The organism is Methylocucumis oryzae (assembly GCF_000963695.1).
Lineage (GTDB): Bacteria > Pseudomonadota > Gammaproteobacteria > Methylococcales > Methylomonadaceae > Methylovulum > Methylovulum oryzae.
The window spans coordinates 13839-38315 of the sequence record NZ_LAJX01000027.1; the positions used below are offsets into that span (position 1 = coordinate 13839).

Consider the following 24477-nt stretch of genomic DNA (forward strand, 5'->3'; position numbering starts at 1 on the left):
AATATGCAAAACGGGATGAGCTCTGAACGAGCGCATCCCGTTATCAATTCCAAAACTGAAGGAATTTTACGAAATTATCGCGTCTTGGTCATTAAGAATTTCGCCTAATTTTGGCTATGCACTTTAGACGGGACAATCCCAAGTAGGGACAGGGCATTTAGAGCGTAGGTGTTGGCAGCAGGGATGCTGCCACTAAGCCTACAGGGATGTATTTACGGCGTCCTGCGCTCTGAATGCTCTGTCCCTACTTAAGTTGGTAGCCCTAATTCTAATGCGTTGCCTTTGCTTTTTGCCGCCATTGTGCTTTTCGCTGTTGTTTTAGCGCAGCTTTTTCAGCGCGAATACACTCTAACTCAGTTAATTCGGTAGCCATCATAGCAGGTGTTTCTAGGCTTATCGCACCTAAATGCCCGCTACGAAATTCCGTGAGTAAGAGTTTGGCGGCTTTATCAATATCGACAAGACCACCAGAGCGCAAGCAGCCACGTCGCTTACCTATCATAATGAGTAATTCTTGGCCATTTGCGGGGCGTTCTGCCAAAGCATAACGCTGGCTGAGCAATTCAGGATAGTGTTGCCATAAATAATCCGTCGCAAACAACGCAACATCGTCATGACTTATCGCGGTATCTTTAATGGCCCCAGTAACCGCCAATCGATACGCGCTGTTTTTATTTTCCAAGTTAGGCCATAACATGCCTGGCGAATCATGCAAAATAAACTGCGGGTTAATTTCTATGCGTTGCAGCATCTTAGTTATCGCCGGTTCATTGCCGGTTTTAGCGATAACCCGTCCCGCAAGTAAATTGATTAGCGTGGATTTTCCAACATTCGGAATACCCACGACTAGCGCATGAGTCACATGACTCGCTTTATCACTGGCCGCTAGTTTTTGGCATAAACCGGGGATTAAGCGAATTTTTTCTAGCTGGGTGTTATGCGTGGTTAGCGTTTTTACATTTTGCGCCGTCTCGAAAAAAATCTTGCCACTGCTGAGTAAAGTCAGGGTCGGCTAAATCACATTTGTGCAACAGTTTTAAACAAGGCTTATCAGCACGAATGGCGTGTAAGAGTGGATTTTGGCTGCTAAACGGAATTCGAGCATCGAGAATCTCAATAACCACGTCAATTTTAGGCAAAACCTCTTTAATCTCTTTACCGGCTTTATGCATGTGGCCGGGATACCATTGGATAGACATACGCTGATTAACACTTAAAAGTCAAAACTGATGCGAGTATAGTAAGGGTTTTAAGCACTTTACGCGATGATTATGGCAATAACACAACCTATGACGGCAATAACCAGTAGTTTTTATGCCTATTTAACCCGACTACGCTGGATTAAGCGCTGGGGCTTAAAAACGCAATGCGCATGAAGAAAATGTCATGGAACATAGCTGGGAAGTAGCGGTTATCGCACATACTCTGGCATTAATTAAAAATCGCTACTTTAATGGCGAGGTTGATGCGAATGCGATTGCTACGGCTGCGTTATATCACGACATTACCGAAGTCATTACCGGAGACTTACCAACGCCTATCAAATATCACTCCGATGCCATATGTAAGGCCTATAAACAAATAGAGCAACAAGCAGAGCATGAGTTGTTAGCGTTATTACCTGAGCAATTACGCGCTGATTTCGATGCGCTGGTACGGCAAGAACAATTACCGGAAGCCTATAAACAAATCATCAAAGCCGCCGATAAAATATCAGCTTATTTAAAATGCCAAGCGGAATTAAAAGCCGGTAATCAAGAATTTGAATTAGCCGCCGAGCAGTTAGCCACGCTGATCACTCAATCAGAACAGCCGGAAGTTGTTTTTTTTATGCAAGCCTTTGCACCCAGTTGCGGCTTAACCTTAGATGGTTTAATGAAAACGTATTAGCCTTTGTTTAGTAACTAAAAATAATACATGATGGAACAAAATACCTCTGAACCTATAGCGGAACCCAGTTCATTTGACGATTGGCTCACTACGCTAGCCGAATATAAGATGCCTATCTTTTTCAACACCGCGCAACGCGTCCATGCGGTTATGAGCGATGAAAGAAAAGGCACCTTGGAACTGGCTTCCGTTATTCTGCAAGACCCTAATCTCACGTTAAAATTACTGAAAGTCAGCAACAGCGCGTACTACAATCCTAATCGGCATAAAATGGTCACCGTATCACGCGCTATTATTAATTTAGGCTCAGAAGTGATTCGTGAAATCACATTACTCTGCTCCTTCTTAGAATCGATTGAATCCTCTGTTAATAAGGAACAAGCCGCTGAAGAAATTGCCTTAGCCGTACACGCAGCGTTTCAAGCGAAAGCCTTGGCAATTGCATTACGCGACCCATCGCCTGAAGAGGTTTTTGTCGCTACATTGTTAAATAATATTGGCAAAATTTCGTTTTGGTGTTATAGCGGCGAACCCGGTGAGAAAATTCAAAAACTGCTTCGTTTAGGCTATAGCAAAGAAGACGCCGAAAAAAAAACACTAGGCTTTAAACTCGCTGACTTATCACAACCTTTAAGCAAAATTTGGAAATTAGGTGGCTTAATTGAAGACGCTACAGACAAGTTTCCTTTAAAGAAAAATCCCAGAGCTGAATTAGTTGATTTAGGCTATGAGCTTACGCAAGCCATTAGGACCGGATTAGATTCTAAAGCCTATCAACTATGTACCAAAAAATAGCGAGTTTGTTAAATCAACCGGAAACAGCTATCACCGAACGCGTGTTAGGTTATGCTAAACAAGCGCAAGAGATTGTTAAACACTTCGGACTGAATAATTTTGTCGTATTGGACGAAACTGACGGATCGAGTGAACCGGATGTATCGCCGTTAGCCGAAAAACGTCAACTACAAATGCAAATTTCGCAAGAAATCGCCGCCATGATTAATGAGCACATTGATATCAATATGTTGTTAGAAACTATACTAGAAGGGATAAGTCGGTGTATAGGCATGGATAGAGTGTTATTCGCCTTACTGTCGGCAAATAAAGCCACACTCAATGAAAAAATGTCTATTGGCTGGCGCAAAACCATGACCGCTAAGCTATCTTTTATCGTAACAGCGACACCGCCTAGCTTATTTTTTCGCGCCTTGTCAGCCTCGAATGCCGTTTGGGTCAACCCTAAGACGCAACCCGAATGGTATTCATTAAGTGACAGTAACGCATTAGGCAAAAACGAATGTTTTATTATGCCTATTTACTCCAGCGGTAAAGCCACAGGCCTGATTTATGCCGATAGAGCTTATGGCAGCAGCAGTCACTTAACAGAAAATGATTTTGAAATATTTCAATTTTTAACCGAGCAAGCAAGCATTGGTTTATCGGCTTTTCGTAAACAAAGTGGTAGAGAGTCGTGATGAAAGTCAATAAAAATCAACAATCTAACGCAGAAAGTCCGGAAATTGCCGCTATGTTAGATGCAACCGCATGGACACATGAGTTTTCCTGGTCACAATTACTCGTTTTAAGCCATTATTTTGAATTATGCCAGATACCCGCATCATGTCTTATCTATGATGAAGGCGACGCGGGTGATGCCATGGCACTGTTAATAAAAGGCTTAGCTGAAATCAGCAAGCAAGGTAAAACACTCGCGCAATTAAAACCCGGTCGAACGTTTGGGGAAATGTCATTGCTAGATGGCCAACCGCGTTCAGCATCGGTTATTGCGGTAAAAGAGTGTTTGTACTTGAAAATGACCCGTAGCCATTTCAATGCGTTAATTCAAGAACACCCGGCCTTAGCCGTAAAATTGTTACTTAAAATTGGCGGCTTGCTAAGTCAGGCTTTGCGTCTAACCAGCGGCCAATTGTGTGAAACTTTAATCGATTAACTCACTTCTCACGCAGCTTGGCTACACACTTTAGCAGGGACAGGGTATTTAGGGTGCAGGTGTTGGCAGCAGGGATGCTGCCGCCAAGCCTACAGGGATGTATTTACGGCGTCCTGCACCCTAAATATCCTGTCCCGCTTTACGTTGGTAGCCTGTAGCTTGGCTGCAATCAGATTGTTACACATCCAGGCTTATCTTAGAGCCACCTCTTGTCATTTACATCCCCATCCAAACTAAAAACATAGTTTATAAGCGCACCCGTCATCTCTACCGAGGACGGGCGTGCAAAGCTATGTCTCTGATTAGGTGCGCCTTAGCAATTGAATATACTGACAATGACTACGGTTTTAATTTAAACATATAAATTAAAAATAGACATATCATCATTTTCGGTATATTATTTAACCATGATTTGAGAGTGAATTAATTTTCTGAACAAGGTGGATGGTTATGAACATTAACAATAATTTTGGCAGGTCAGCCTTTAAACAAAATGCCTATTGATTATTTGGCTCATACCGCTAGTCATTTGCCTTTAATGGAGTCTACTGTGCGGCCGATTCAAATTGCTATTTTAGGATTTAATGATGACTATGAGCAGCTTAGAATGAACAGTCTATTTGCTCATGCTAAGCGCTGGCAACAACCCTGGGAAATTGTCAGCGAACCGGAAAAAGCCGATTTCTTACTTGTTGCTGCCGATGCCGCACAAGACTTAACCTCATGGCTAGGTTTTCAAGACCGCTTTTATCATGATCACATTATTGCCTATACTAACTACAATTTTGAGCAGACGCGTTGGTTTTTAAAAAAGACCTTTTGGTGGAGCTGCGCCATCAGCGCTGGAATTTACCATTTTACTGAAAGAAATCTCAAAGACATGGGCTAAAACACCACCTGCAAGAACGCCGAAAAATAGTGTCAACGATGACACGCTTCAAGTTAACGTTAGTAAGAAAAAACCATTTGATTGGCGCGAGCGCTTAAAGATTTTAATCGTTGGCAGTGTAGGCTCTGGCAAAACAACTGCAATAAAAACATTAAGCGATGGGGATGTTGTCTCAACAGAAGCTGCGCCTAGCGACCATAACCAACACCTTAAAAAGACAACAACGGTTGCCATGGACTTTGGTACGCTCAATTTAAGCAATGAAACACAGCTTTTAGTTTATGGCGCACCCGGTCAAACGTCGTTTCGACTTCATGAGCGGGATTCTAATTAAAAACTCATTGGGAATCATAATTTTAGTTAACAATGAAAACTCTAATGTGTTAACTGAATTAAATTACTATTTGGATACCCATAAAGAATTTTTGCGCAACAATTATGCCGTTATCGGCGTCACACATAATGACCTTAAGCCGACACCGTCATTAAATGAGTATGCAAAATTTATCGAAGCCAGAGGAGAATCTTGGCCGGTATTAAAAGTCGACGCGCGCAGCCGCGACGATATGATGAAATTAGTTAATCAATTGCTGGCGCAAACGATTCGACTAGGTTAACAAATCACGTTTTATCATGCTTAGCAGCCGCTACGAGTATGATATTTTTTGTCAGCGGCACATTCGTTTTATAAGGAGTAAGTTATGGCAGCAACAGTAGAAGCATTAAAAAAATTGGATGGCTTTATCGCCGCAGCGTTAGTCGATTCCAGCAGCGGCATGATGCTAGAATCCATCGTAGTAGGTAGTTTCCCCATTGAAATTGCCGCAGCAGCCAATACCGAAGTATTACAGACTAAATTGAAAGCGATGGATGCGATTGATTTAGGTGACGACCATATCGAAGATATTTTAATTAGCTTAGGCACGCAATACCATTTACTCCGTCCATTATCGTCAAACCGTGAAATCTTTATTTATGTTGCGCTCGATAGAAGCCGAGCTAACTTAGCAATGGCACGCTTAGAAACAAAAAAAATCGAAGCCAGCATTAAGCGCATTTAGTACTGACGCATCAATGCAATAAATAAAAACCATGCCAGATAGCAACGGCGCGGTTAGATGTAAAAGTGGCGGCGAGCATTAACTGATTAATTCTCACCAAAAACACCTCAGGTAAAAATGTTTGAACCGATATGAAACGTTTTTTACCTGGGTTTTTGAAGCAGGTTTTTACATCAATAGAACATAGCTGATAGAATACTAAAAACCTACTGTCAAACTAGGAATTTAATATCATAACGCAAAATAACCTTTAGGTTTTAAGTTATGCTAAAACTTCTTGGCTTGATGACTTGAAATGAAGGCATATCGGATATAATAACTCGCTTTTTAACAAGTCGAATCGTAGCACTCACCTCCCCTTTTTGAAAAAGCGGGATTGAGGGGGACATAGACTCTCCCCTCTTTTTCAAAGCGGAGTACTGAATGATTACGTCGAGTTCGGATTTTGAGTCAGCGCGGAGTAGGTTTTGCCTAGCATCTCCGTTTATTATGCTCTCTATTTTTGGCAACTAACATGAATACTCTAAATAATTCAAATTCAGACGAGTTTTTATCAACCCGTCAAGCAGCTGCAAGGCTAGGCGTAGCACTGTCAACAGTTCAGGCCTGGGTTGAAACGGGTTTATTGCCAGCATGGAAAACGGCCGGTGGTCATAGAAGAATTGCGGCAACAGCGGTTGAGGCTTTACGCAATCGACAACAAGCTGTGCTCGGCTCAGGCCCTATACCGGGTAAGCTTAAAATTTTAGTCGTTGAAGATGAGCCAGTACAACGCGAACTTTATCGTCAGCATTTTAGCGACTGGAATCTACCGGTCAGCTTATTAATCGCTGAAGATGGTTTCGATGGTCTAATCTATATTGGCAGACACTCACCTGATGTCATTATTACCGATTTGGCAATGCCGGAATTAGATGGTTTTAAGATGATTAGGCGCTTAAACTCGCTAAATTCTCTCCATAAACCCACCATCATTGTGGTAAGCGGCTTGTCTGCGCAAGAAATCGACGCCCAAGGCGGCTTACCTGATAATATCCCCGTTTACCCGAAGCCTATTCCGTTTGTTGCATTGAGATTGCTCATTGAGCATTTGGCAAAAACGCCCTGGTATTGATGCATTTTCTTCATAACGTATCATGACGCGCCACCTTTCATCACTCAGCTGTCTAGCACACAAACAAGCCGCAAATGCAAAACACGTCAGCAAAAACTCGTATTTTAGTCGCTGAAGATAATCCGGCTAATCAGGCCGTGTTGCGCATGCAACTCGCTGTATTAAATTATGAAGTGGACATAGCTGACGATGGGAATAGCGCGTTAGAAAAATGGCGTTTAGGTCAATATGCATTAATTCTGGCTGATAAACACATGCCTGGCATGGATGGCTTGGAGCTGACTAAATCCATCCGAGCATTAGAGCGAGAGCGGCAATCTCATATTCCTATCATTGCTATTACTGCCGTTCAATATGCCGATGAATTAAACACCTGCCTAGCCGCCGGTATGGACGATGTGCTGATAAAGCCGATAGAAATGTCGGCGTTGCGTAGCATGCTTAAGCGTTGGTTAACTAGTGAAACAAAGGAAATAGAACCTGTTCAAACCCAAACTAACACGCGATTAAATTCTGACCTTTTAGATATTGAGTATCTAAAAGCATCTGTTGGCATACTTGATGAGACGCGTTTAACCGCGCTAATTGAATTGTTTGTGACAACGGCTGAGCGCGATATTGCGTCATGTTACCTTGCACTGGAACAACATCATACTCAGCCGGTTGCATTATATATGCATAAGCTGAAATCATCAGCGCGCGCTGTAGGTGCAAAACGCTTTGCTACCGTTGCGCAAACGCTAGAACTACAAGCAAAACTCAATCATCTAGCTCCGTCATTGCAATTACTGCAAGAATTAACGGCAATACTGACTGAGATTAAAAACGCGCTAAGCAACAATCTTGCTTTCCAACCTGAAATAACTAGCGTAACTCCATCTGACACACCCACGCAAACAACGCCTGCAATAAAATTGGCGCAATTAATGGTGTGCTACGAACCTGCTATTGAACTCCCTTCTCGTCACCCGCATAGTATTACCGCTAAGCTTACTGGCTTTGAACAACCTGAATTAACTACTTATTGCGAACTCATTCAGTTAGCCAGTCATCAAGGCTTATCATCAGCTATATTTGAGATTTTATTGACTAAAGCGTTATTAGAGACCGTTAAATGGTCACGACAAGGATACCGGCTAAACTTGGAGCTATTAATATCTGCAAATTGGCTTAACAACAGAACATTACCGGATACTATCTTTGCGACATTACAAGCGCTAGGGGTTTCTGCAAAACAACTTGTTTTCGTCGTGCTTGCCGATGAGCCGGTTGTAGATTTTGCTATTGCCTTAGAAGTTATCAATCGCTTACAACTTAAAGGCGCTGGATTTGCGTTACAAGATATGGGGATTACTGAGCTAACCCTTTGCTATTTACAGCGAATGCCTGTGCAATACCTAAAGCTCAAGTCTGATAGCATTGCAATGCTAACTCAGCATGATAATACACACGCCTTATTGGATGTTTTAAACCGACTAAATCCTGTTCTAAGCGCCGTAGCCATATCTAATCAACAGCAATTCATGGACTGCTTAAAGCTAAACTGCCAATTTGTGCAAGGAACATTCATCGCTCCATCCATGGACAGCCCGCAACTGCTTGCTTGGTTAGCGCAGCATTAGTAGGGACAGGATATTCAGAGAAGCAGAAAACTGCTCCTCGACAATAGCTCCTGCATTGCTCTGCATCCTGCAGCCGTGCGTTTTCTGCATTCACCACATCCTTGTAGCTTCAGGTGTTGGCTGCAGGGATGCTGCCGCCAAGCCTACAGGGATGTATTCACGGCGTCCCGCACTTCTGAATACCCTGTCCCGACTTACGTTACGAACCACACTGATTAGCGTATTCTATTTTCAAATACAATAACGCTTTTAAGCGATACCCGATAACTAGCTGTGACTGGGGTTTGCTGCTCTACAGGCACAATATCAAAAGGGCTAGCTTTAGCTGTATCAACTGCTAAACACCACTGCTTGCCTGAAATCTCGGGCAGTGCAATGGTTTTCTCGCCATCATCCATATTTAACACCACATGAAGATCAGGCTCATCTTCATCAAGCCCCGCTAAAGTAAAAATGAGCGTTCGGTTGTCTGAATCATACCAATTCAATTCCCGCTCAGGCGTTGCATCATGCCAAGTAATATCTTTTAAGGTTTTGCCTTCGTCGGGCATACCGGTTAGAAAGCGTCTACGCATTAATGTAGGGTGACGTTTACGCAGCGCTATCATTAATTGTACGAAACGAAAAATATCTGCGTTTGCTTCCACCATTTGCCAATTAAGCCAAGATAACTCATTGTCTTGGCAATAACCGTTATTATTGCCGCGTTGGGTATGCAAAAACTCGTCACCCGCTAGCAACATAGGCACGCCTTGACTTAATAATAAAATGGTAAATACATTTTTGGCTAATTGTCTGCGTAAACGTAGCGTTTCTTGATGCTCTGTTTCACCTTCAAAACCGCAATTAAAACTTAAGTTGTTATTACAACCGTCGCGATTATTCTCGCCATTCGCTTCGTTATGTTTAAACGTTGTAACTAAATAAATCGTATAGCGTAAAACCGTCATGACAAGTAACGAAATTAATACCGCTAATTGGCAAGCGGTCTTGTGATTGATATAAATCACTGCTACCGCAGATACGAGTGGCGACTTCTCGGATAATCCCTTTATCGCCTCGAACAAAACGACGGATAATGTCACGATAACGACCATTCCATTCGCCCCAGCGATAGCCTGGAAAACTACCCACTTGATACAACCCGGCCGCATCCCACGCCTCAGCGATTAACTTGGTTTTTTGTAATTGCTCAGACAACTCTATACCCCAAAGCACCGGTGGATTATGCAACACTTCGCCGCCCTCGCCCCTGGCTAACGCACTAGCCAAGTCAAATCTAAAGCCATCAACATGCATTTCTCTGACCCAGTATTCCAGGCAACTAATAATAAAACGTGATACCAGCGGGTGATTAGCGTTTACCGTATTGCCACAGCCGGTAAAAATCTAAAAATATGGATTTGTCATGATGATCTAATAAGTAAAAAATTTCGCCAATAATACCTTTGAAATTAATTAAGGGTCCTGTTGCCCCTGCCTCGGCAGTGTGGTTAAAAACCACATCTAAAATGATAGCAATCCCCGCTTTATGCAAAGCTTTAACTAAATCTCGAAACTCACGAATATGCGTGCCTTGTTCAGGGGTAACGCAAAAACCTGGATGAGGACTGAAATAACTGTGCGTACTATAGCCCCAATAATTTTTTAAGCCTAAATCTGCGGTATGGCTAGGAACATCTTGCTCATCAAACGCCATAATAGGCAGTAACTCAACGTGAGTAATGCCTAATGATTTTAAATAAGGAATTTTTTCGATTAAACCGGCAAATGTACCCGGATTTTTGACTTGCGCAGACGGATGCCGGGTAAAACCACCTACGTGTAATTCATAAATAATGGCTTTTTCGCTACGGATATTAAGCAACTGGTCCCCTTCCCAGTCGTAGCTATCATCAACAACCATCGCGCGCATCGCTGTTTTGCCATTATCACCAGGCAAACAGGCAGCACCTCTATGCCAACGCTTATTGCTTACAGCGCGCGCATAAGGGTCTAGCAAATGTTTTTCCTTATCGAAACGCAAACCCGTTTCCTTAGGCTGGTTTAAGCCGTCTAAGCGCCAGCAGTACCAAGTCCCCACAGGTAAATCAACGACATAAACATGCCAAGAAAAGAAGGTTCGATGAGTTTGCTTATTAAGTTTAATAACCTGGAACGGTTGCTCGCATTCTGAGCTAGTGAATAATAACAATTCCACAGCCGTCGCATGATGGCTAAAAATCGAAAAATTAACGCCATGCCCATTGAGTTTGACACCCAAAGGATAAGGCGAACCAGGTTTAAGTTTATAGTGTGACCTTTGCATTTCCATATTACGCTCGTACAGAATTAGTAAAATATTATGTTTGCAGCGGTTGATGTCAATAATCCTGAAAGAGAGATTAAACCCATTTTTACAAATTAATGATTATGGGCGTTAGAGACTAAAATGCCTTGCAAAAAAAAGTGCCAAAGGATACAGTCTTCAATAGTCGGGTTTTTGATGGATTACCCCTGATTTATTACGGAGTGGTCAACAGCTGCGCATGGCATTAAATCTGTTTTGTGGCTACGCACTTTAGCAGGGACAGGGTATTAAGGTGTAGGTGTTGGCAGCAGGGATGCTGCCGCCAAGCCTACAGGGATGTATTTACGGCGTCCTGCGCCCTGAATACCCTGTTCCGCTTTGCGTTGGTAGCCTGTTTTGTTTATCAATTCTCCGTAAAACAACTAGCGATGGTTTAGAAACGTGAAAAAATTTTCCCGCTTTGGGTATGATACCCAAATTACTTTGTCATCGGAAGAACTCTTTGAAATAAGTCAAGAAATTGCTTTCAATTACTCACCAAAGAGAATTGGTTTGTTTTCTAGTTTTGACGAACATAAAACATTATCGAATCAAAACAAAATACCCAATAAAACGTTTAGCAGCCAATATTCTAATACCCGCTTGACCATGCAAGAAATTTTAAATATCAATCAAGAAGTTAGATTAAATTACACACCTGACGCTGATGAATCGCTGCCTGACGTATTGCTACTTCCAGTCGATCCTTTTCATATTTATGCGTATTGGTCAGTCATGACAACACAAGCACCTCAAGCTCACCCCTTACATTTACGGGTATATTGGCATCCTGATGGGACATTAACAACGGCAAAACACATTTGGTTTGATATACCTTTAAACACCGAAAAAAATAGACAACAACTGCGTGTGCCTTTGTCGGGCGAATATTACTCTGCGGCAGTCGGTTCACTTGACGCCAATGCCCATTTTATTCAGCTTGCGCACTCAAACACGGTACAAGTACCTCATATCAAACCGGTATCTAATGAAAGCTTCATAGATGACTCACGCCCTGTTGATGAAAAGGTCTACGATGAATGCATAATGATTAATTATTTACCGCTTACCGACAGCCATGAGCGCAACGTTCAATTATTTTTATCAGCTCTAGCACAGTTTAAGAGCGTAAATGATGATGGCATTTATGCGGTTCCCCCTATAACATCATCTTATAAATCCAACAGTTTGGCATCAGCGCTAATAAGGTAGCCATCAATGAGCCAAGGCCAACTCTGTCTGGTGCTTCATGCCCATTTGCCTTATGTTAGGCATCCTGAATATGACAGTTTTTTTGAAGAAAACTGGTTATTTGAGGCAATGACAGAATGTTATATTCCGTTACTCGGTGTTTTAAACCGTTTACAACACGAGCGGGTGCGTTATCGTCTGACGTTATCGCTATCGCCGACACTTATTACGATGTGGCGCGATGAATTACTGCAGCAACGTTATTTACGCTATTTACATAACTTAATCGAGTTAAGCGATAAAGAAATTCGCAGAACTCGACATGACCGTGCGCATCAAGCGTTAGCACGGTTGTATCGGCGTTATTATCAGCACACATTAACCTTGTATCGAGAGCAATATGCATGCGATTTGCTTAATGCGTTCTTATCGCACCAAAAAATGGGACAGTTAGAATTGCTCACAACGGCTGCAACGCATGGTTTTTTACCATTGCTTAGCGCCAGTGAAACCGCAGTAAGAAATCAAATTGATGTGGGTATTGACACATTTAACCAACATGTTGGTTTTGTTCCTAAAGGCTTTTGGTTGCCTGAATGCGGTTATTATCCTGGCTTAGAACGTTTTTTTAAGCGATGCTGGCATAGAATACTTTTTCACCGATAGCCATAGTTTTACTTATGCCAGAACGCCCGCTAAAGACGGCGTTTACGCCCCTTTGCGCTGTCCGAATGGTGTTGTTGCGTTTGCACGTGACCCTGAATCCTCTCGGCAAGTATGGAGCGCTCAAGAAGGCTATCCAGGCGATGAAGATTATCGCGAATATTACAGCGATATTGGTTTTGAACTGGAGTTAGATTATTTAGCACCTTACTTATTGGCGGATAAAACCCGCGTCAATACGGGTATTAAATACCGACGCATTACCGGTCATGAATGCGCTAAAGAACTCTATGCACCTAGAAAAGCCTATACCAAAGCCGTGTTACATAGCGCCGATTTTATTAAGCAACGCCAACAGCAATGCCAACGCTTAGGTAACGAAACGACCAAACCACCTTTAATTGTCGCACCTTATGATGCCGAATTATTTGGGCATTGGTGGTTTGAAGGGCCCGTGTGGTTAGAACATGTCTTAAGAAATGCTGCAAAACCGGATAGTTCGATTAGCACCGTGACGCCTAGCGATTATTTAACTCAGCATTCGGATTTACAAACCTCTATCCCTTCGGCTTCTACTTGGGGTGAACACGGTTATTTTAGTTATTGGATTAATGACAGCAATGACTGGATTTACCCTCATTTATACCAAGCCAGTGCAAAAATGGAAAAATTTGTGCTTGAATTACAAGGATTAAGTTTAACGCCATTACAAGAGCGAGCATTAAATCAAGCGGTGCGCTCCATATTATTAGCTCAGGCGTCGGATTGGCCGTTTATCATGAAATCGGGCACCACTAAGGATTACGCAACTAAGCGAGTCACTGATCACTTAGCCAGATTTAATTATCTCTATGAGAGCGTACGCAGTGGTCGTATTAACGAACGTTACTTGACCGCCTTAGAAATCATGGATAACATTTTTCCAGCGCTTGATTTTCGAGATTATTGCTCTCTCGCCAGCGATTAGGTTAAATAATTTAAAATCATAAACTTACCTTATGCTGAGTCACGTTGTTTCAGCGTTATTTCACACTGCGCCGTTTGACGTTAATGGCCAAACAGCTACTTTAGGAGTCGCCATGCCCGAAATTCAACTGTTATATGTCATTAACGTGATGAATCGTAAAAAAAGCTATGTACAACAAGAGCTGACGTTTTATCTATTGATTGAAAATTTAGGCTTTCATAAGTCAGTCGATATTTTATGGAGCGGAGAAGATGGTGTTCAGCAAACATTAACGGCGACGTTCCATTGTAGTAAAAATGCTACGCACGAGTTTTGGTGCGCTAAGACGCTGATAAAATTAGATAATGAGCAATCTTTGGCAGGTAATATCGAATTTGTCTGCCGCTATCGCGTAAACAACACAGACTACATTGCTAACGATAATGGCAAACCTTATCGTAGCGAAGCCGATTCTGGCCTCAGGCTGTTTGTTGACACCCCTGTTTTTCATATCGATTACACGCCTACAATTGCCAATAAACAAAATTTCTTACCCATCACGGTTGCGGTGTCTAGCACGTTACCGATTAACCAAGTCACCGTGCATTGGACCACCGATAATTGGCTGACTACGCGTAAAACCCAATGCCTGTTTAAACACCGTTACTGGGATAAAGAGCATAACAGTAATGCGCGCAATCCTAATCAATACCACGTATCTATTTGGCATACTTGGCTTAGATTAGGACAGACATTTCGGATTCATTACTGTATATCGGCAGAAACCACTCAAGAAGAGCTGGTTTATTGGGATAATAATGACGGAGCTAATTACACATTAGCGCATGAGCCACTTAAAGTCATGATATTGAATTTACATTGTTATCAAGAAGACAACCAGGACGCTAAATTAACCCAAATAGCCAAAGCCATTGATGAACTAGACGTCGATGTAGTGTGTTTTCAAGAAGTCGCCGAGCCTTGGAATAACGGCGATGGCGATTGGGAGCAAAATGCCGCTAAATTGATTAATCAACGCTTACCCACACCTTACCATGTTGCTAATGATTTTTCTCATTTGGGCTTTGAGCGTTACCGTGAGGGCGTTGCCCTACTCAGTCGGTACCCCATTATTCATAGCGAAGCGCGTTATGTCTCAGATAGCGAGGACACCTATAATATCCACTCACGTAAAGTCGTGATGGCACAAATTGATATACCTCATATCGGTTTTGTTAATTTCTTCACCGCCCATTTAAGTTGGCCAGAAAATGGCTTTGCTAACCAATTTAACCGGTTAAATGACTGGGCAAGCGCGTTACACCAAGCGCCTGTCGTAGCGTCGCTGCTGTGTGGAGATTTTAATATTGCGCAAACATCAGATAGCTACCAGCAGGTAATTGAGCAATATCAGTATATCGATCAATATGCCCAAGCTAATACAGACAATCCATTACCTTATGGGCCTATCACTCATCCTTACCGACAAATAAACCCAGCCACAGACTATAGAATTGATTACATTTTTGCCCATCCATTAAGCGAGCTTGCCGCAACGCAAGCTTATAAAGTATTTACTGAACGTGATTATGGACGCGTGTCCGATCATTACGGTTATTTTTTCGTTTTTGAACCCTTAAGCCTGAAAGTCAAAAAGTGCTAGTAATGGCGATTTAGAGTCACCTAAAAACTAAGTACTCATAGCAAAACGGTATGGTGCTGTTTAGGGAATTATAGGGAGTAAGCATGCAACCGGCAGAACATTATGCAACACCAGTGCACGGCCAATTAGGTGGTTTTTTCTCACGTAGCAACGACTTAAAAGAAAGCTTTTCCGTGCGCTGGGGTAAAATTGATTTCCATGTCCATCATGGCATACAAGCCAATGTTAAAGTTATTTTACGCGTTTACCGCTCAAACGATATTATCGAGACTTATATCATCGATACCGACGCCTATGAAGAGCAATGGAATTACCATAAACGCAGTACGCGAGACTTCTTTATTCTGCCAAACTCAGCCCAATTAGGGCCTATTCTGTGTATTAAATTCAGTTACTTAATCCACTTAAACGAACACTCGATACCATCACAGCATGAGTATTTGTTTATGGATTACCAACAAATTCAAAATGAGCATCCGCAATCACGCAATATTAACAGCGATTGGACCTCGATTAATCGGTATAAAGCCTATGAGTTGAATGCAGGCCAGTTGCAAGCAGACGTCGATTGGATGAACCACCATTATGAATCGTTAAAATTAACGCCTAAATTTACTAAAGGGCAACAATATCACCCTTACCATCCTAAGCGTTATCTCCACGAGCATATTGATAAAGTGATACGCAGCAAACACGCCCATCCTGACCGACTATGTACAATAAAAGTAAGCGTTGATTGCATCGATGACACCGATTTTGTCAGCCATTTAATCCATGCGCATCACCAAGGCGTACTAGTTCAGTGCATTGTCGATTGGCGAAAAATGACGCTTACCAATAGCCAAAATTATGCTCGTTTAAAATATGCCAAAGTTGAATTAATCGGTGTATTTTGCACGCCTAAGCATCATCTCATTGAAGTATTACCTGATATGCATACTAAATTTGTCATCTTTAACCATGAAGATTGCATTTTAGGCTCATTTAACATCACATTTGACCGCTGGTGGGCTAATTGGGAATCAGGCATGACATTTCATTCCGAAGGGATGTGCAGGCTTCTGGATAATATTTTTCAAAGCCAACGCGGTGGTGTGATTCAGCGTTATGGCATAGACCCATTAAGCCACTTCAATGTGTTATACACGTTTTGGTCGACATGTCATGTTAAATGGCAAATTGTACCGACCGCACCATGCGATTTTGGCAGAAATTCATCGCGCCAAACATTCGATTAAACTCGCTTTATTTTTAATCGGTGAATTACGAGGCGATCATCATGACAGTGTCATTGATGCGTTAATCCATGCCCATAGACGAGGTGTTTATGTACATATTTTGTTTAACGGTCACTTAGCACGCCAAGGCATGGTGGGCGAACCTAGACCGATGGCTGAAGAATTAAAGCGCCCGCTATTACCGGCTGTACAATGGCTAAAAGATAGCGGTATTCGTGTAGGTTTGTTATATGGTCAAGACGACCATGTTGTCCCCTATTCTCCCCTGCATTCTAAATACTGTGTTATAGACGATAATATTGTGTTAGAAGGCAGTTTTAATTGGTATAACACATCGGTGTTTTCGCACGATTTACTCGTCATTGCCCATAATCGCAAAACAGCCGAACCTTATTTGTTTGAATTTGAGCAGATGCAGCGGTTATTTAGGATTTATTATTGATGACATGCTCGTGTGAAACCAAGTGAATAGCTCATGTGGTTTAATCAATTAACCATGAGAAATTAGTGGCTATCGACTTTAGCTAACACTATCGATATGATGATGCTTAGCAAGTATCCATGAATTTTTGTGTTCAACTACCCTGCTTCTCTCATGTCACGTTGGCTTAAATCGTTTTCAATCACGTTGTTTAGCATCGTTGCTTTCGCCACATTTATCAGTGTTAATGGCGTGCAATATGTATTCGCTTATCTAGGTAATGAATTTGCTAATCCGTTACCTGACTTATCAGAATTTCAGATTACACCCGAACGCCATTTTGACGAATGTACGAGTCAGCCTATCACGGTAATGACCTATAACGTCGAATATGGTTCTCAGTTCATAGAAGACATGGCGGCTACGTTTCGTCATGGCGATACTGGCGGCGCATTACCGTGGTCAACACGCGCCCCCGAAATACGCGAACGCATTGCTAGTTATGCGCCACATTTAATTGGCTTACAAGAAACACACACCAACGAAGATATTCATAACATCGTGTCGCCCAACGATTATACGCTAGTTAGCTATCATCGCGGTACCTTCCAATACGGTGATGCCGCTTTATTGTTTAGAAAAGATAAATTCAACCTATTGACCAGTGGTCAGTTATGGTTGGGACCGCAGCCAGATTTACCCATGAGTTTTGGCTTTAAACGACTGGCTATGGTTAGATACGCCAACTGGGCATTATTAAAAGAAAAAAACTCACACTTTCAATTTTATTTGTTAATACGCACTTTTGATAACGCGTCTGCGAATAAAGAACCTAGCGCCGACTTATTCAGGGAACGTATTAGCGCTTTAGCAAGAGGCATCCCTATTATTGTCACCGGCGATTTTAACAGCACCGCAACAACTGAGCGCTACCAAAAAATTTTAGGTAACGAACCACAATTATTGTTTAATGCCTTCTCACTGAGCCATGCCGTCGCAACTATGCCTGAGTTACACCCTGACCAGCGCATAGACCATATTCTGGCAGGCGGCCCTTGCCAAATCAGTTCAGACTTATGGTTTATCGACACCCGCCCACTAGCTAATGGCCAGCGCATGTCTGACCATGATGCCATTATTGCTAGATTACAGTTTAAGCCCTAGGCGGTCACGACCATTAAGCTTAATCTGATTTTCGGAATGCAAAACTTCCTTGCACCGGTTAAGCACTGTACAAAGCAAGCGTTGTACTCCAAGATGACTTAACTAGTAAGCATTCTTGCTAACGGCGTATTAGCCTCTATACATAAACGCGCATCGCTATCGCCGTTTTGACATAATGCAATCACTTCACGTAGCTGTTTATTAACCTCGCCATGCTCGATAATCGCCGCATTCATCAAATCTGCAATCTCTTTTTCTAACAAGCTAAGCGCTTGATGCAGACCTTTTTTGCAAACCTTTTAGCGCGCTTTTCCTCAATGACGGCTGCATTTTCTTCAAGATAAAATAAGGCGTTATCCACGTTAACGCGATTAGCAAGCTGCTATGCACTGCAAAATCAACCCCTAGATAAGGTGTGTTCATCACATTACTATGGTAATAGCCAATAAACACTTGGCTACCTACCAGGCCATCGCCGACAGCGGTAATATAATTTCACAGATACGCATGGTTTTTAAAAAAACGCGTTGTAGCGCATTACCAGGATTAGCTAAAGCTTGTCTGACTGCCAATTCGGTTTGGCTTTGAATAATTTTGGCGGCTTTATCGCGTATCACAGCCAAGCGGGTTTTAAAAGGCTGAATGGGTATGCCTTGATGGTCGATATTAAGAATTAATTCATCCAGCGTATCGTTAAAACGGGTTTGCGCCCAATCATCCCATAGCGTTAAGCCATTAGGTGCTGCATGAGTGATTAAATCCGCCGCATGTTGTGCATAATAAACGGCTGTTTGTTGTAAGGGCCAAGAGAAGCCTTGTTGCAACTGAGTACAGGCTTCTTGCCATTGATGTTGCCACAAACGCGGTAATTGCTGGCAGGTTTGTTCGCTGCCTAATGTCTGTAATTGTGAGTTTAGCTTTTGCTTAAGCTCTTGTTTGCGCAATTGTTGATTGCGGCATTCTAATTGCTCCAATACATGCGTTGTCGCAAGTGAGCCTATCGTTTCCTCTAATTTACAAAACTCATCATGTGCTCTATCGTCCAAGCAAACCGTTTTAAAAATTATCGGTTCAAAAAAACCTGCTTTATGTAACTGCTGACGAAAATCGTCGTGTTGCTCAATTAAGCCCCTATCCCACTGATTTAATACGAATAGCCAAGCATGTCTCGCCCCTTCTGCCAACAATAAACGCCAGGCTTTTTCATCGCGGTAACGCTCAGGACTGACCACATAAACCAGCACATCAATATGCGGTAACCATTGCAACACTAATTGCTTATTACTTTGTTCAGTCGTATCAAAATCTGGCATATCCATCCAGATAATGTTTTTCTTGGCTTCTTCTTCGTGTTGGGCGATTTTGATTTGCGTGATAGGCAGTTGTTCGGGTAGATTTTGAATCGCAACGCTTTGGTGATGGTACAACGTAACCTCTCGCGACGTAGGGCGCTCTATACCGGTTCTAGCAATAGCTTTACCCGCTAAGCGATTTAATAAGCTACTTTTACCTACGCCGCTGCCACCTAAAAAAGCAACAATTAATGGCCGTGCGCCATTATTAAACAGAGTTTCAGGTGTTCTTAAATCGGTTTCGATTAACTGCTTAGCCGTCTCTTGGTTAATCCACCCTAGGGCTGCCGCGTGTTCGGCCCATGTCTTAGCCTTTTCCACCAATTCAGAGTATGCGTAAGCCATGTCGTTTCTCAGTTAAGTGTTTCTCAGCAAGCTGTTGCTCAAACGCTTTTAATTGTTCAGTAGAAATATTGAAATGCATAGTAGCGGGTATTCGCTCCGGCAAGCTCAGCAGTTTTTTCGCCATGTGTTCTATAAAAAGCTTTTGTTTAACGTGATGAAGTTGTTGTTGTTTTAATTGCATTTCTAGTTTATGAATAAACCCACCTATCGCGCTTTCGGTTAACAATGACGTCACCGTCAACATAGCAGGTGCAATGACTAAATCATGTACCCCTATACCTCCTGTATGTAACGTTAATGCAATCACTGCGGCATCCGCAGTCACCCGGGTCGCTCTCAAGCTATTTAAGACAACGGGTTGCTCTTGTAATTTATCGTACAATTGATGTGCCGTTTTTTCTACATCACGCTGAAATTCAATATGATAATTCCTAGCAGCAAGACTAAACTCGGTTAATAAATCGACTCGAATACTACGCACTAAGCTACTAAATTCCTTACTCCAAAAACCGGTCTTAGTGCGTTCAGCATTGTCCAAGATGTTATCTTGCAACTGAATCAACAAATGCTCCGCCAACCGATTGAGTAACACAACTTCCTGACTGGTATCGGCTAAATGCGCGGGCTTCTTAGCATATTTCATTAATTGCTTAATAGGCCACACCAATACTTTCCTAGCACCGGTTAATAGCCCTGCTAGGCCAGGAATTTCAAGCAATGTTAATAACTCAGCTAACGCTTGCTGAAAGGTTTCATAATGCTGCGGGTGGTCTAAAAATTCCCGCTGATAGCTTTGCAAGGCTTGTTTTACCAAACCATCAATCAGTTGTTGCCACTCAGAGAGCGCCTGCAGCTCCTCGTTAACAGGTTCAAGCCAACCTGGGGAATATTTTTGTACTAAGCTTAGCTCATATTGATTATGCTTACGCGCATTGATGTTAACGCTTAAGCGCGTCAACAAAGACCGGTTAATCTCCGGCCAAATAGGCAATCCACCCAGTTTTTGATAACTCAACAAAATCGTTTCAGGATAGGCATCACTGCGCACTTGTCGCCATTTTTCCTGTAAAGAACGCAATAAAATGTCTTCTGAGCCTTCGCTGATTTTATTTAAACAAATAAACGTAGGCTGGTGTAAGTCTTCTAATAGCGCCATCATGTCCCAAACGCTTTGATCAGCATATTTTTCTTTACTAACAACCAAAATTACTACATCAGCTAGCGCTATCGTTCTTAACACGCCCTCACGATACGTCTGCGAATCTATGGAATCAAAATCAGGCGTATCCCATAACACACAAGCCGGTAAATAAGGTGAATGCCCTGCCACATCAGTTAAGGCATAACAATCAAACCGATGTTTAGGCAAAGCCGATACCTCTAAACACTGAAACCTGCCGAAAAAGCGCTGTAAACTTTGATTATCCGCCTTGTTCACAAGATGGCAAAATCCTTGCGCATGGACAGTATAACCGGCCAATGGGCTGACGCCGGCCATATCACTATTCAATAGCACATTCACTACCGAACTTTTCCCAACTTGGGTAGGCCCAATAATGGCAATTTGTAACACCGGTTGATTTTTTACTTGCGTTAACTCACCTTTGCGGATAAATGCTTCAGTAAGATGAAGCTGATCTATTCGTTGTACGCACCGCTGACGTCCAGCCTCATCGACTTGCTGAGCTAATAACGCTTGGTAACGCTGTTTTAATAATTGGATAAATTCCAGCATTGTTGTAGCTCAGAGTATAATAACAGACCTTTTTACTGCGTTTGGTAAATAGGATTGCGTGACGAGAATAACAATAAATAACATAGACCTGCAAGAAAACATCGAGGTTATCCCTATGAAAAAAATATCTATAATGCTGATGATTGCCAGCCTGGCGTTTTTAACCGCTTGCAATAACGGCCAAAAAATCAACGGACACACAAGCAAAACAGCGTTTAAATCGGTAAAAATACTAAAAAATCGCTTATTACCTGAAAACCGTATCGAATTTGAAGTTGCTTTTTGGACGATTCGCGATGACATTAAAGACGACAAACAATTTTTATCTACTGTTGATGGCAAAACCCCGGAAGAAATCATAGCGATAGCAAAAGAGATTTACCAACAACGCAAAACTGCGGGTGTTCAAGAATATACCCAGTACAAAACCTGGGAAGAAATGATTACTCGATTTGGTCGCGAACGACTTGAACAAGACAATCGTAAATCTACTAAAAAAGAAAGTAGCCAGGAGTAAAACCGTTATCGAACTGTTTAATTCTATACCATTTAGAACCAGCAGTAGAGCTATTAGGTTTCACGATAAAAGTTAGCTTATTTATCATGCTGCTAACTTTAAAGACGCCAAATCTAATTATTGCAATGACTAAACAACACCGGTTTTTGCTAAGATTTTGGCATCGATATTGCTTTTAAAATAAGTAAACCACTGCTCATCTAACTTATTTTTAGTATGTTGCTAACGTTATCCTTAGAATCAGACTTGAAATACTTGCCTAATAGCATTATGTTAGTAAGCATAAAGTTCTTTTTGCGCGAGTACCATGTCTGATTTTAACCCGAATAAAGATAATCATGATGATGGCTTAGCCATACAAGAGGCTAAGCCAAAACTAAAAATACCGCCTTTGTACAAAGTCATTTTATTAAATGATGATTTTACGCCTATGGACTTTGTCGTTGAGGTATTAATGGTATTTTTTGCTATGTCTGAGGAACTTGCAACCCATGTTATGTTACAAATCCATACTCAGGGCGTTGGCGTTTGCGGCACTTATACCAAAGATGTTGCCGAAACCAAGGTCGTGATTGTTAATGAATACTCGCGCGAACATCAACATCCGTTATTATGTTCGATGGAAGCTGTTTAGTTTGGAGCATTTATGTTAAGTAAAGAGTTAGAAGTCACATTAAACAATGCGTTTAAAAATGCCCATGATAAACGCCATGAATTTATTACTGTCGAACATTTGCTATTAGCCTTGTTGGATAATGCTTCTTCTGAGGCGGTTCTAAAGGCCTGTGGTTGTAATATAAAACTACTACGCGGCCAATTGACCCAGTTTATTGATGAAACTATTTCATTAATTCCACAAGGAATTCAGCGCGAAACTCAACCTACTCTTGGTTTTCAACGAGTATTGCAGCGAGCCGTGTTTCATGTTCAAGCCTCTGATAAAAAAGAAGTCACTGGCGCTAATTTATTAGTAGCACTGTTTAGCGAGCAAGACTCTCATGCGGTTTATTTGCTCAATAAACAAGACATTTCTCGATTAGATGTCGTTAACTACTTAGCACACGGTATTTCTAAAACAGATCAAGAACATCCGATGCAACAAGAACGGCAAGCCGAACAAAGTGGCTCAGAAACCGATTCCGGTAGCCCATTAGAAAAATATGCGACTAATTTGAATGAAGAAGCTCTGCAAGGCCGTATAGACCCATTAATTGGTCGTGATCTGGAAATCGAACGCACAATACAAACATTATGTCGGCGCCGTAAAAACAATCCGCTATTAGTCGGTGAAGCCGGTGTTGGCAAAACAGCGATTGCTGAAGGATTAGCCAAAAAAATTGTTGAAGCAAATGTGCCGGATATTTTGAAAAACAGCGTCATTTATTCATTGGATTTAGGCGCATTAGTAGCGGGAACTAAATACCGAGGTGATTTTGAAAAACGTCTAAAAGCGCTCGTCAATCAGCTTAAAAAAGAACCTGATGCCATTTTGTTTATTGATGAAATTCATACCATTATTGGCGCTGGCTCAGCCTCAGGCGGTGTTATGGATGCCTCGAATTTACTAAAACCCGCGTTAGCATCTGGTCAATTGCGTTGCATAGGCTCAACGACGTATCAGGAATACCGTAGCGTATTTGAAAAAGATCATGCGTTAGCAAGACGCTTCCAAAAAATCGACGTCCTAGAGCCATCGGTTGCGGACACCATATTAATTTTAAAGGGCTTAAAATCCCGCTTTGAAGAGCATCACGATGTCAAATATTCCTCAGAAGCTTTGCGCTTGGCGGCAGAATTATCAGATCGCTATATAACAGACAGGCATTTACCCGATAAAGCTATCGATGTCATTGACGAAGCTGGCGCCAAACAGCGCATGACCTCTGAAGCTGAGCGTAAACAAATTATCGATAGCGAAGAAATTGAAGAAATTGTTTCTAAGATTGCCCGCGTACCGGCTAAATCTGTCTCTTCTAACGATATTGATAAACTCGCTAGTTTAGAAAAGAACTTAAAAATGCTAGTCTTTGGCCAAGACGAAGCAATAAGCGCTCTCGCCTCAGCAATCAAACTATCACGCGCTGGTTTACGCGACCATCAAAAAACGATTGGCTCATTTTTATTCGCAGGGCCTACCGGCGTAGGCAAAACGGAAGTGACGCGCCAATTGGCTAAGATTTTGGGTGTTGAATTAATCCGCTTCGATATGTCTGAATACATGGAACGACACACCGTCTCGCGTTTAATTGGCGCACCTCCAGGATACATCGGTTTTGATCAAGGTGGATTATTGACTGAACAAGTCACTAAACATCCCCACGCGGTATTGTTATTAGACGAATTGGAAAAAGCTCACCCTGATGTGTTCAACTTGTTATTACAAGTC

General features: G+C 42.1%; 26 protein-coding genes and 1 pseudogene. 19 read left to right on the forward strand and 8 right to left on the reverse strand.

Annotated elements, in window-relative coordinates; genetic code table 11:
* Positions 1-268 precede the first annotated feature (268 nt).
* Both VZ94_RS31565 and VZ94_RS31570 read right to left on the reverse strand, forming a co-directional pair.
* Positions 269-862, reverse strand: coding sequence for a YlqF/YawG family GTPase (locus VZ94_RS31565; protein WP_338040220.1), 594 nt, complete (start codon positions 860-862; stop codon positions 269-271).
* A gap of 73 nt (positions 863-935) precedes the next feature.
* Positions 936-1199, reverse strand: a complete 264-nt coding sequence (locus VZ94_RS31570) for a YlqF/YawG family GTPase (protein ID WP_338040221.1) — start codon at positions 1197-1199, stop codon at positions 936-938.
* Positions 1200-1289: 90 nt separating this feature from the next.
* On the opposite strand from VZ94_RS31570, the pseudogene yfbR reads away from it, so the two are divergent.
* From yfbR to VZ94_RS03705, 9 genes and pseudogenes are all read left to right on the forward strand, one after another.
* Positions 1290-1890: pseudogene (gene yfbR / locus VZ94_RS03670) on the forward strand (5'-deoxynucleotidase).
* A gap of 27 nt (positions 1891-1917) precedes the next feature.
* Entirely contained in the window at positions 1918-2685 is a 768-nt protein-coding gene (locus VZ94_RS22160) for an HDOD domain-containing protein (protein ID WP_082081357.1), read from the forward strand.
* Positions 2670-3365 carry a GAF domain-containing protein gene (locus VZ94_RS22165; RefSeq protein WP_052700190.1) on the forward strand — a complete coding sequence of 232 codons (696 nt, stop codon included), beginning with the start codon at positions 2670-2672 and terminating at the stop codon, positions 3363-3365. The genes VZ94_RS22160 and VZ94_RS22165 overlap by 16 nt, the downstream gene beginning before the upstream one ends.
* Positions 3365-3841 carry a cyclic nucleotide-binding domain-containing protein gene (locus VZ94_RS03680; RefSeq protein ID WP_052700191.1) on the forward strand — a complete coding sequence of 159 codons (477 nt, stop codon included), beginning with the start codon at positions 3365-3367 and terminating at the stop codon, positions 3839-3841. The genes VZ94_RS22165 and VZ94_RS03680 overlap by 1 nt, the downstream gene beginning before the upstream one ends.
* A gap of 469 nt (positions 3842-4310) precedes the next feature.
* A complete protein-coding gene (locus VZ94_RS03685) occupies positions 4311-4730 on the forward strand; it encodes a hypothetical protein (protein WP_045778208.1) in 420 nt (139 codons plus the stop codon).
* A gap of 341 nt (positions 4731-5071) precedes the next feature.
* Positions 5072-5347: a hypothetical protein gene (locus VZ94_RS24180; RefSeq protein ID WP_131655462.1), complete on the forward strand. Its 276-nt coding sequence runs from the start codon at positions 5072-5074 to the stop codon at positions 5345-5347.
* 84 nt (positions 5348-5431) lie between these two features.
* Complete coding sequence (locus VZ94_RS03695; protein WP_045778209.1) at positions 5432-5791, forward strand: hypothetical protein; 360 nt, start codon at positions 5432-5434, stop codon at positions 5789-5791.
* 514 nt (positions 5792-6305) lie between these two features.
* Positions 6306-6905 (forward strand): response regulator, encoded by a 600-nt coding sequence (locus tag VZ94_RS03700; protein WP_045778210.1) that lies wholly within the window; start codon positions 6306-6308, stop codon positions 6903-6905.
* Positions 6906-6979: 74 nt separating this feature from the next.
* Positions 6980-8527 carry a response regulator gene (locus tag VZ94_RS03705; protein WP_045778211.1) on the forward strand — a complete coding sequence of 516 codons (1548 nt, stop codon included), beginning with the start codon at positions 6980-6982 and terminating at the stop codon, positions 8525-8527.
* A gap of 215 nt (positions 8528-8742) precedes the next feature.
* Here the strand turns inward: VZ94_RS03705 and VZ94_RS27870 are convergent, their stop codons facing one another.
* The 3 genes from VZ94_RS27870 to VZ94_RS27880 all read right to left on the reverse strand — a co-directional run bounded on the left by VZ94_RS27870 (position 8743) and on the right by VZ94_RS27880 (position 10841).
* Positions 8743-9477, reverse strand: a complete 735-nt coding sequence (locus VZ94_RS27870) for a hypothetical protein (RefSeq protein ID WP_239649600.1) — start codon at positions 9475-9477, stop codon at positions 8743-8745.
* Positions 9434-9799 carry an alpha-amylase family protein gene (locus tag VZ94_RS27875; RefSeq protein WP_239649601.1) on the reverse strand — a complete coding sequence of 122 codons (366 nt, stop codon included), beginning with the start codon at positions 9797-9799 and terminating at the stop codon, positions 9434-9436. Before VZ94_RS27875 ends, VZ94_RS27870 begins: the two co-directional genes overlap by 44 nt.
* Before the next feature lie 82 nt (positions 9800-9881).
* Positions 9882-10841, reverse strand: a complete 960-nt coding sequence (locus VZ94_RS27880; RefSeq protein ID WP_239649602.1) for an alpha-amylase family glycosyl hydrolase — start codon at positions 10839-10841, stop codon at positions 9882-9884.
* 417 nt (positions 10842-11258) lie between these two features.
* On the opposite strand from VZ94_RS27880, the gene VZ94_RS03715 reads away from it, so the two are divergent.
* The 7 genes from VZ94_RS03715 to VZ94_RS03735 all read left to right on the forward strand — a co-directional run bounded on the left by VZ94_RS03715 (position 11259) and on the right by VZ94_RS03735 (position 18142).
* Entirely contained in the window at positions 11259-12068 is an 810-nt protein-coding gene (locus VZ94_RS03715; protein ID WP_045778212.1) for a DUF4912 domain-containing protein, read from the forward strand.
* Between the two features lie 6 nt (positions 12069-12074).
* Positions 12075-12713, forward strand: a complete 639-nt coding sequence (locus tag VZ94_RS30135) for a glycoside hydrolase family 57 protein (RefSeq protein WP_275575119.1) — start codon at positions 12075-12077, stop codon at positions 12711-12713.
* Between the two features lie 52 nt (positions 12714-12765).
* The gene (locus tag VZ94_RS30140; RefSeq protein ID WP_338040224.1) at positions 12766-13677 is read left to right on the forward strand and encodes a 1,4-alpha-glucan branching protein domain-containing protein; all 912 of its coding nucleotides are present in this window, start codon (positions 12766-12768) and stop codon (positions 13675-13677) included.
* 112 nt (positions 13678-13789) lie between these two features.
* Positions 13790-15319 (forward strand): endonuclease/exonuclease/phosphatase family protein, encoded by a 1530-nt coding sequence (locus VZ94_RS03725; protein ID WP_045778220.1) that lies wholly within the window; start codon positions 13790-13792, stop codon positions 15317-15319.
* 83 nt (positions 15320-15402) lie between these two features.
* Entirely contained in the window at positions 15403-16557 is a 1155-nt protein-coding gene (locus tag VZ94_RS03730) for a phospholipase D-like domain-containing protein (RefSeq protein WP_239649603.1), read from the forward strand.
* On the forward strand, positions 16523-16999 hold the full coding sequence (locus VZ94_RS27890; protein WP_239649604.1) for a phospholipase D family protein: 477 nt from the start codon (positions 16523-16525) through the stop codon (positions 16997-16999). Before VZ94_RS03730 ends, VZ94_RS27890 begins: the two co-directional genes overlap by 35 nt.
* Positions 17000-17152: 153 nt before the next feature.
* On the forward strand, positions 17153-18142 hold the full coding sequence (locus VZ94_RS03735) for an endonuclease/exonuclease/phosphatase family protein (protein WP_045778213.1): 990 nt from the start codon (positions 17153-17155) through the stop codon (positions 18140-18142).
* A 98-nt stretch (positions 18143-18240) separates the two neighbouring features.
* On the opposite strand, the gene VZ94_RS27895 is transcribed toward VZ94_RS03735, so the two are convergent.
* From VZ94_RS27895 to VZ94_RS03745, 3 genes are all read right to left on the reverse strand, one after another.
* Complete coding sequence (locus VZ94_RS27895; protein WP_239649605.1) at positions 18241-18405, reverse strand: hypothetical protein; 165 nt, start codon at positions 18403-18405, stop codon at positions 18241-18243.
* Positions 18406-18603: 198 nt separating this feature from the next.
* Positions 18604-19839, reverse strand: coding sequence for a GTPase (locus VZ94_RS03740; RefSeq protein WP_239649606.1), 1236 nt, complete (start codon positions 19837-19839; stop codon positions 18604-18606).
* Positions 19820-21574 carry a GTPase domain-containing protein gene (locus tag VZ94_RS03745; RefSeq protein ID WP_045778214.1) on the reverse strand — a complete coding sequence of 585 codons (1755 nt, stop codon included), beginning with the start codon at positions 21572-21574 and terminating at the stop codon, positions 19820-19822. The genes VZ94_RS03740 and VZ94_RS03745 overlap by 20 nt, the downstream gene beginning before the upstream one ends.
* Positions 21575-21689: 115 nt before the next feature.
* On the opposite strand from VZ94_RS03745, the gene VZ94_RS03750 reads away from it, so the two are divergent.
* The 3 genes from VZ94_RS03750 to VZ94_RS03760 form a co-directional block, all read left to right on the forward strand.
* Positions 21690-22091 carry a hypothetical protein gene (locus VZ94_RS03750; RefSeq protein ID WP_045778215.1) on the forward strand — a complete coding sequence of 134 codons (402 nt, stop codon included), beginning with the start codon at positions 21690-21692 and terminating at the stop codon, positions 22089-22091.
* Between the two features lie 307 nt (positions 22092-22398).
* Entirely contained in the window at positions 22399-22725 is a 327-nt protein-coding gene (gene clpS, locus VZ94_RS03755) for an ATP-dependent Clp protease adapter ClpS (RefSeq protein ID WP_045778216.1), read from the forward strand.
* 12 nt (positions 22726-22737) lie between these two features.
* Positions 22738-24477, forward strand: a 1740-nt coding sequence (locus tag VZ94_RS03760) for an AAA family ATPase (RefSeq protein ID WP_045778217.1), incomplete at its 3' end; no start/stop codon positions are given.

Excerpts from the sequence above, each read along its gene's own strand:
- VZ94_RS27870 (WP_239649600.1), bottom strand. The coding sequence starts at position 9,477 with ATGACGGTTTTACGCTATACGATTTATTTAGTTACAACGTTTAAACAT.
- VZ94_RS27880 (WP_239649602.1), bottom strand. The coding sequence starts at position 10,841 with ATGGAAATGCAAAGGTCACACTATAAACTTAAACCTGGTTCGCCTTAT.
- VZ94_RS03705 (WP_045778211.1), top strand. The coding sequence starts at position 6,980 with ATGCAAAACACGTCAGCAAAAACTCGTATTTTAGTCGCTGAAGATAAT.
- VZ94_RS03730 (WP_239649603.1), top strand. The coding sequence starts at position 15,403 with ATGCAACCGGCAGAACATTATGCAACACCAGTGCACGGCCAATTAGGT.
- clpS (WP_045778216.1), top strand. The coding sequence starts at position 22,399 with ATGTCTGATTTTAACCCGAATAAAGATAATCATGATGATGGCTTAGCC.
- VZ94_RS03745 (WP_045778214.1), bottom strand. The coding sequence starts at position 21,574 with ATGCTGGAATTTATCCAATTATTAAAACAGCGTTACCAAGCGTTATTA.
- VZ94_RS22160 (WP_082081357.1), top strand. The coding sequence starts at position 1,918 with ATGATGGAACAAAATACCTCTGAACCTATAGCGGAACCCAGTTCATTT.
- VZ94_RS03695 (WP_045778209.1), top strand. The coding sequence starts at position 5,432 with ATGGCAGCAACAGTAGAAGCATTAAAAAAATTGGATGGCTTTATCGCC.
- VZ94_RS22165 (WP_052700190.1), top strand. The coding sequence starts at position 2,670 with ATGTACCAAAAAATAGCGAGTTTGTTAAATCAACCGGAAACAGCTATC.
- VZ94_RS03740 (WP_239649606.1), bottom strand. The coding sequence starts at position 19,839 with ATGGCTTACGCATACTCTGAATTGGTGGAAAAGGCTAAGACATGGGCC.
- VZ94_RS03750 (WP_045778215.1), top strand. The coding sequence starts at position 21,690 with ATGAAAAAAATATCTATAATGCTGATGATTGCCAGCCTGGCGTTTTTA.
- VZ94_RS30135 (WP_275575119.1), top strand. The coding sequence starts at position 12,075 with ATGAGCCAAGGCCAACTCTGTCTGGTGCTTCATGCCCATTTGCCTTAT.
- VZ94_RS03680 (WP_052700191.1), top strand. The coding sequence starts at position 3,365 with ATGAAAGTCAATAAAAATCAACAATCTAACGCAGAAAGTCCGGAAATT.
- VZ94_RS31570 (WP_338040221.1), bottom strand. The coding sequence starts at position 1,199 with ATGTCTATCCAATGGTATCCCGGCCACATGCATAAAGCCGGTAAAGAG.
- VZ94_RS03700 (WP_045778210.1), top strand. The coding sequence starts at position 6,306 with ATGAATACTCTAAATAATTCAAATTCAGACGAGTTTTTATCAACCCGT.
- VZ94_RS03725 (WP_045778220.1), top strand. The coding sequence starts at position 13,790 with ATGCCCGAAATTCAACTGTTATATGTCATTAACGTGATGAATCGTAAA.
- VZ94_RS03735 (WP_045778213.1), top strand. The coding sequence starts at position 17,153 with ATGTCACGTTGGCTTAAATCGTTTTCAATCACGTTGTTTAGCATCGTT.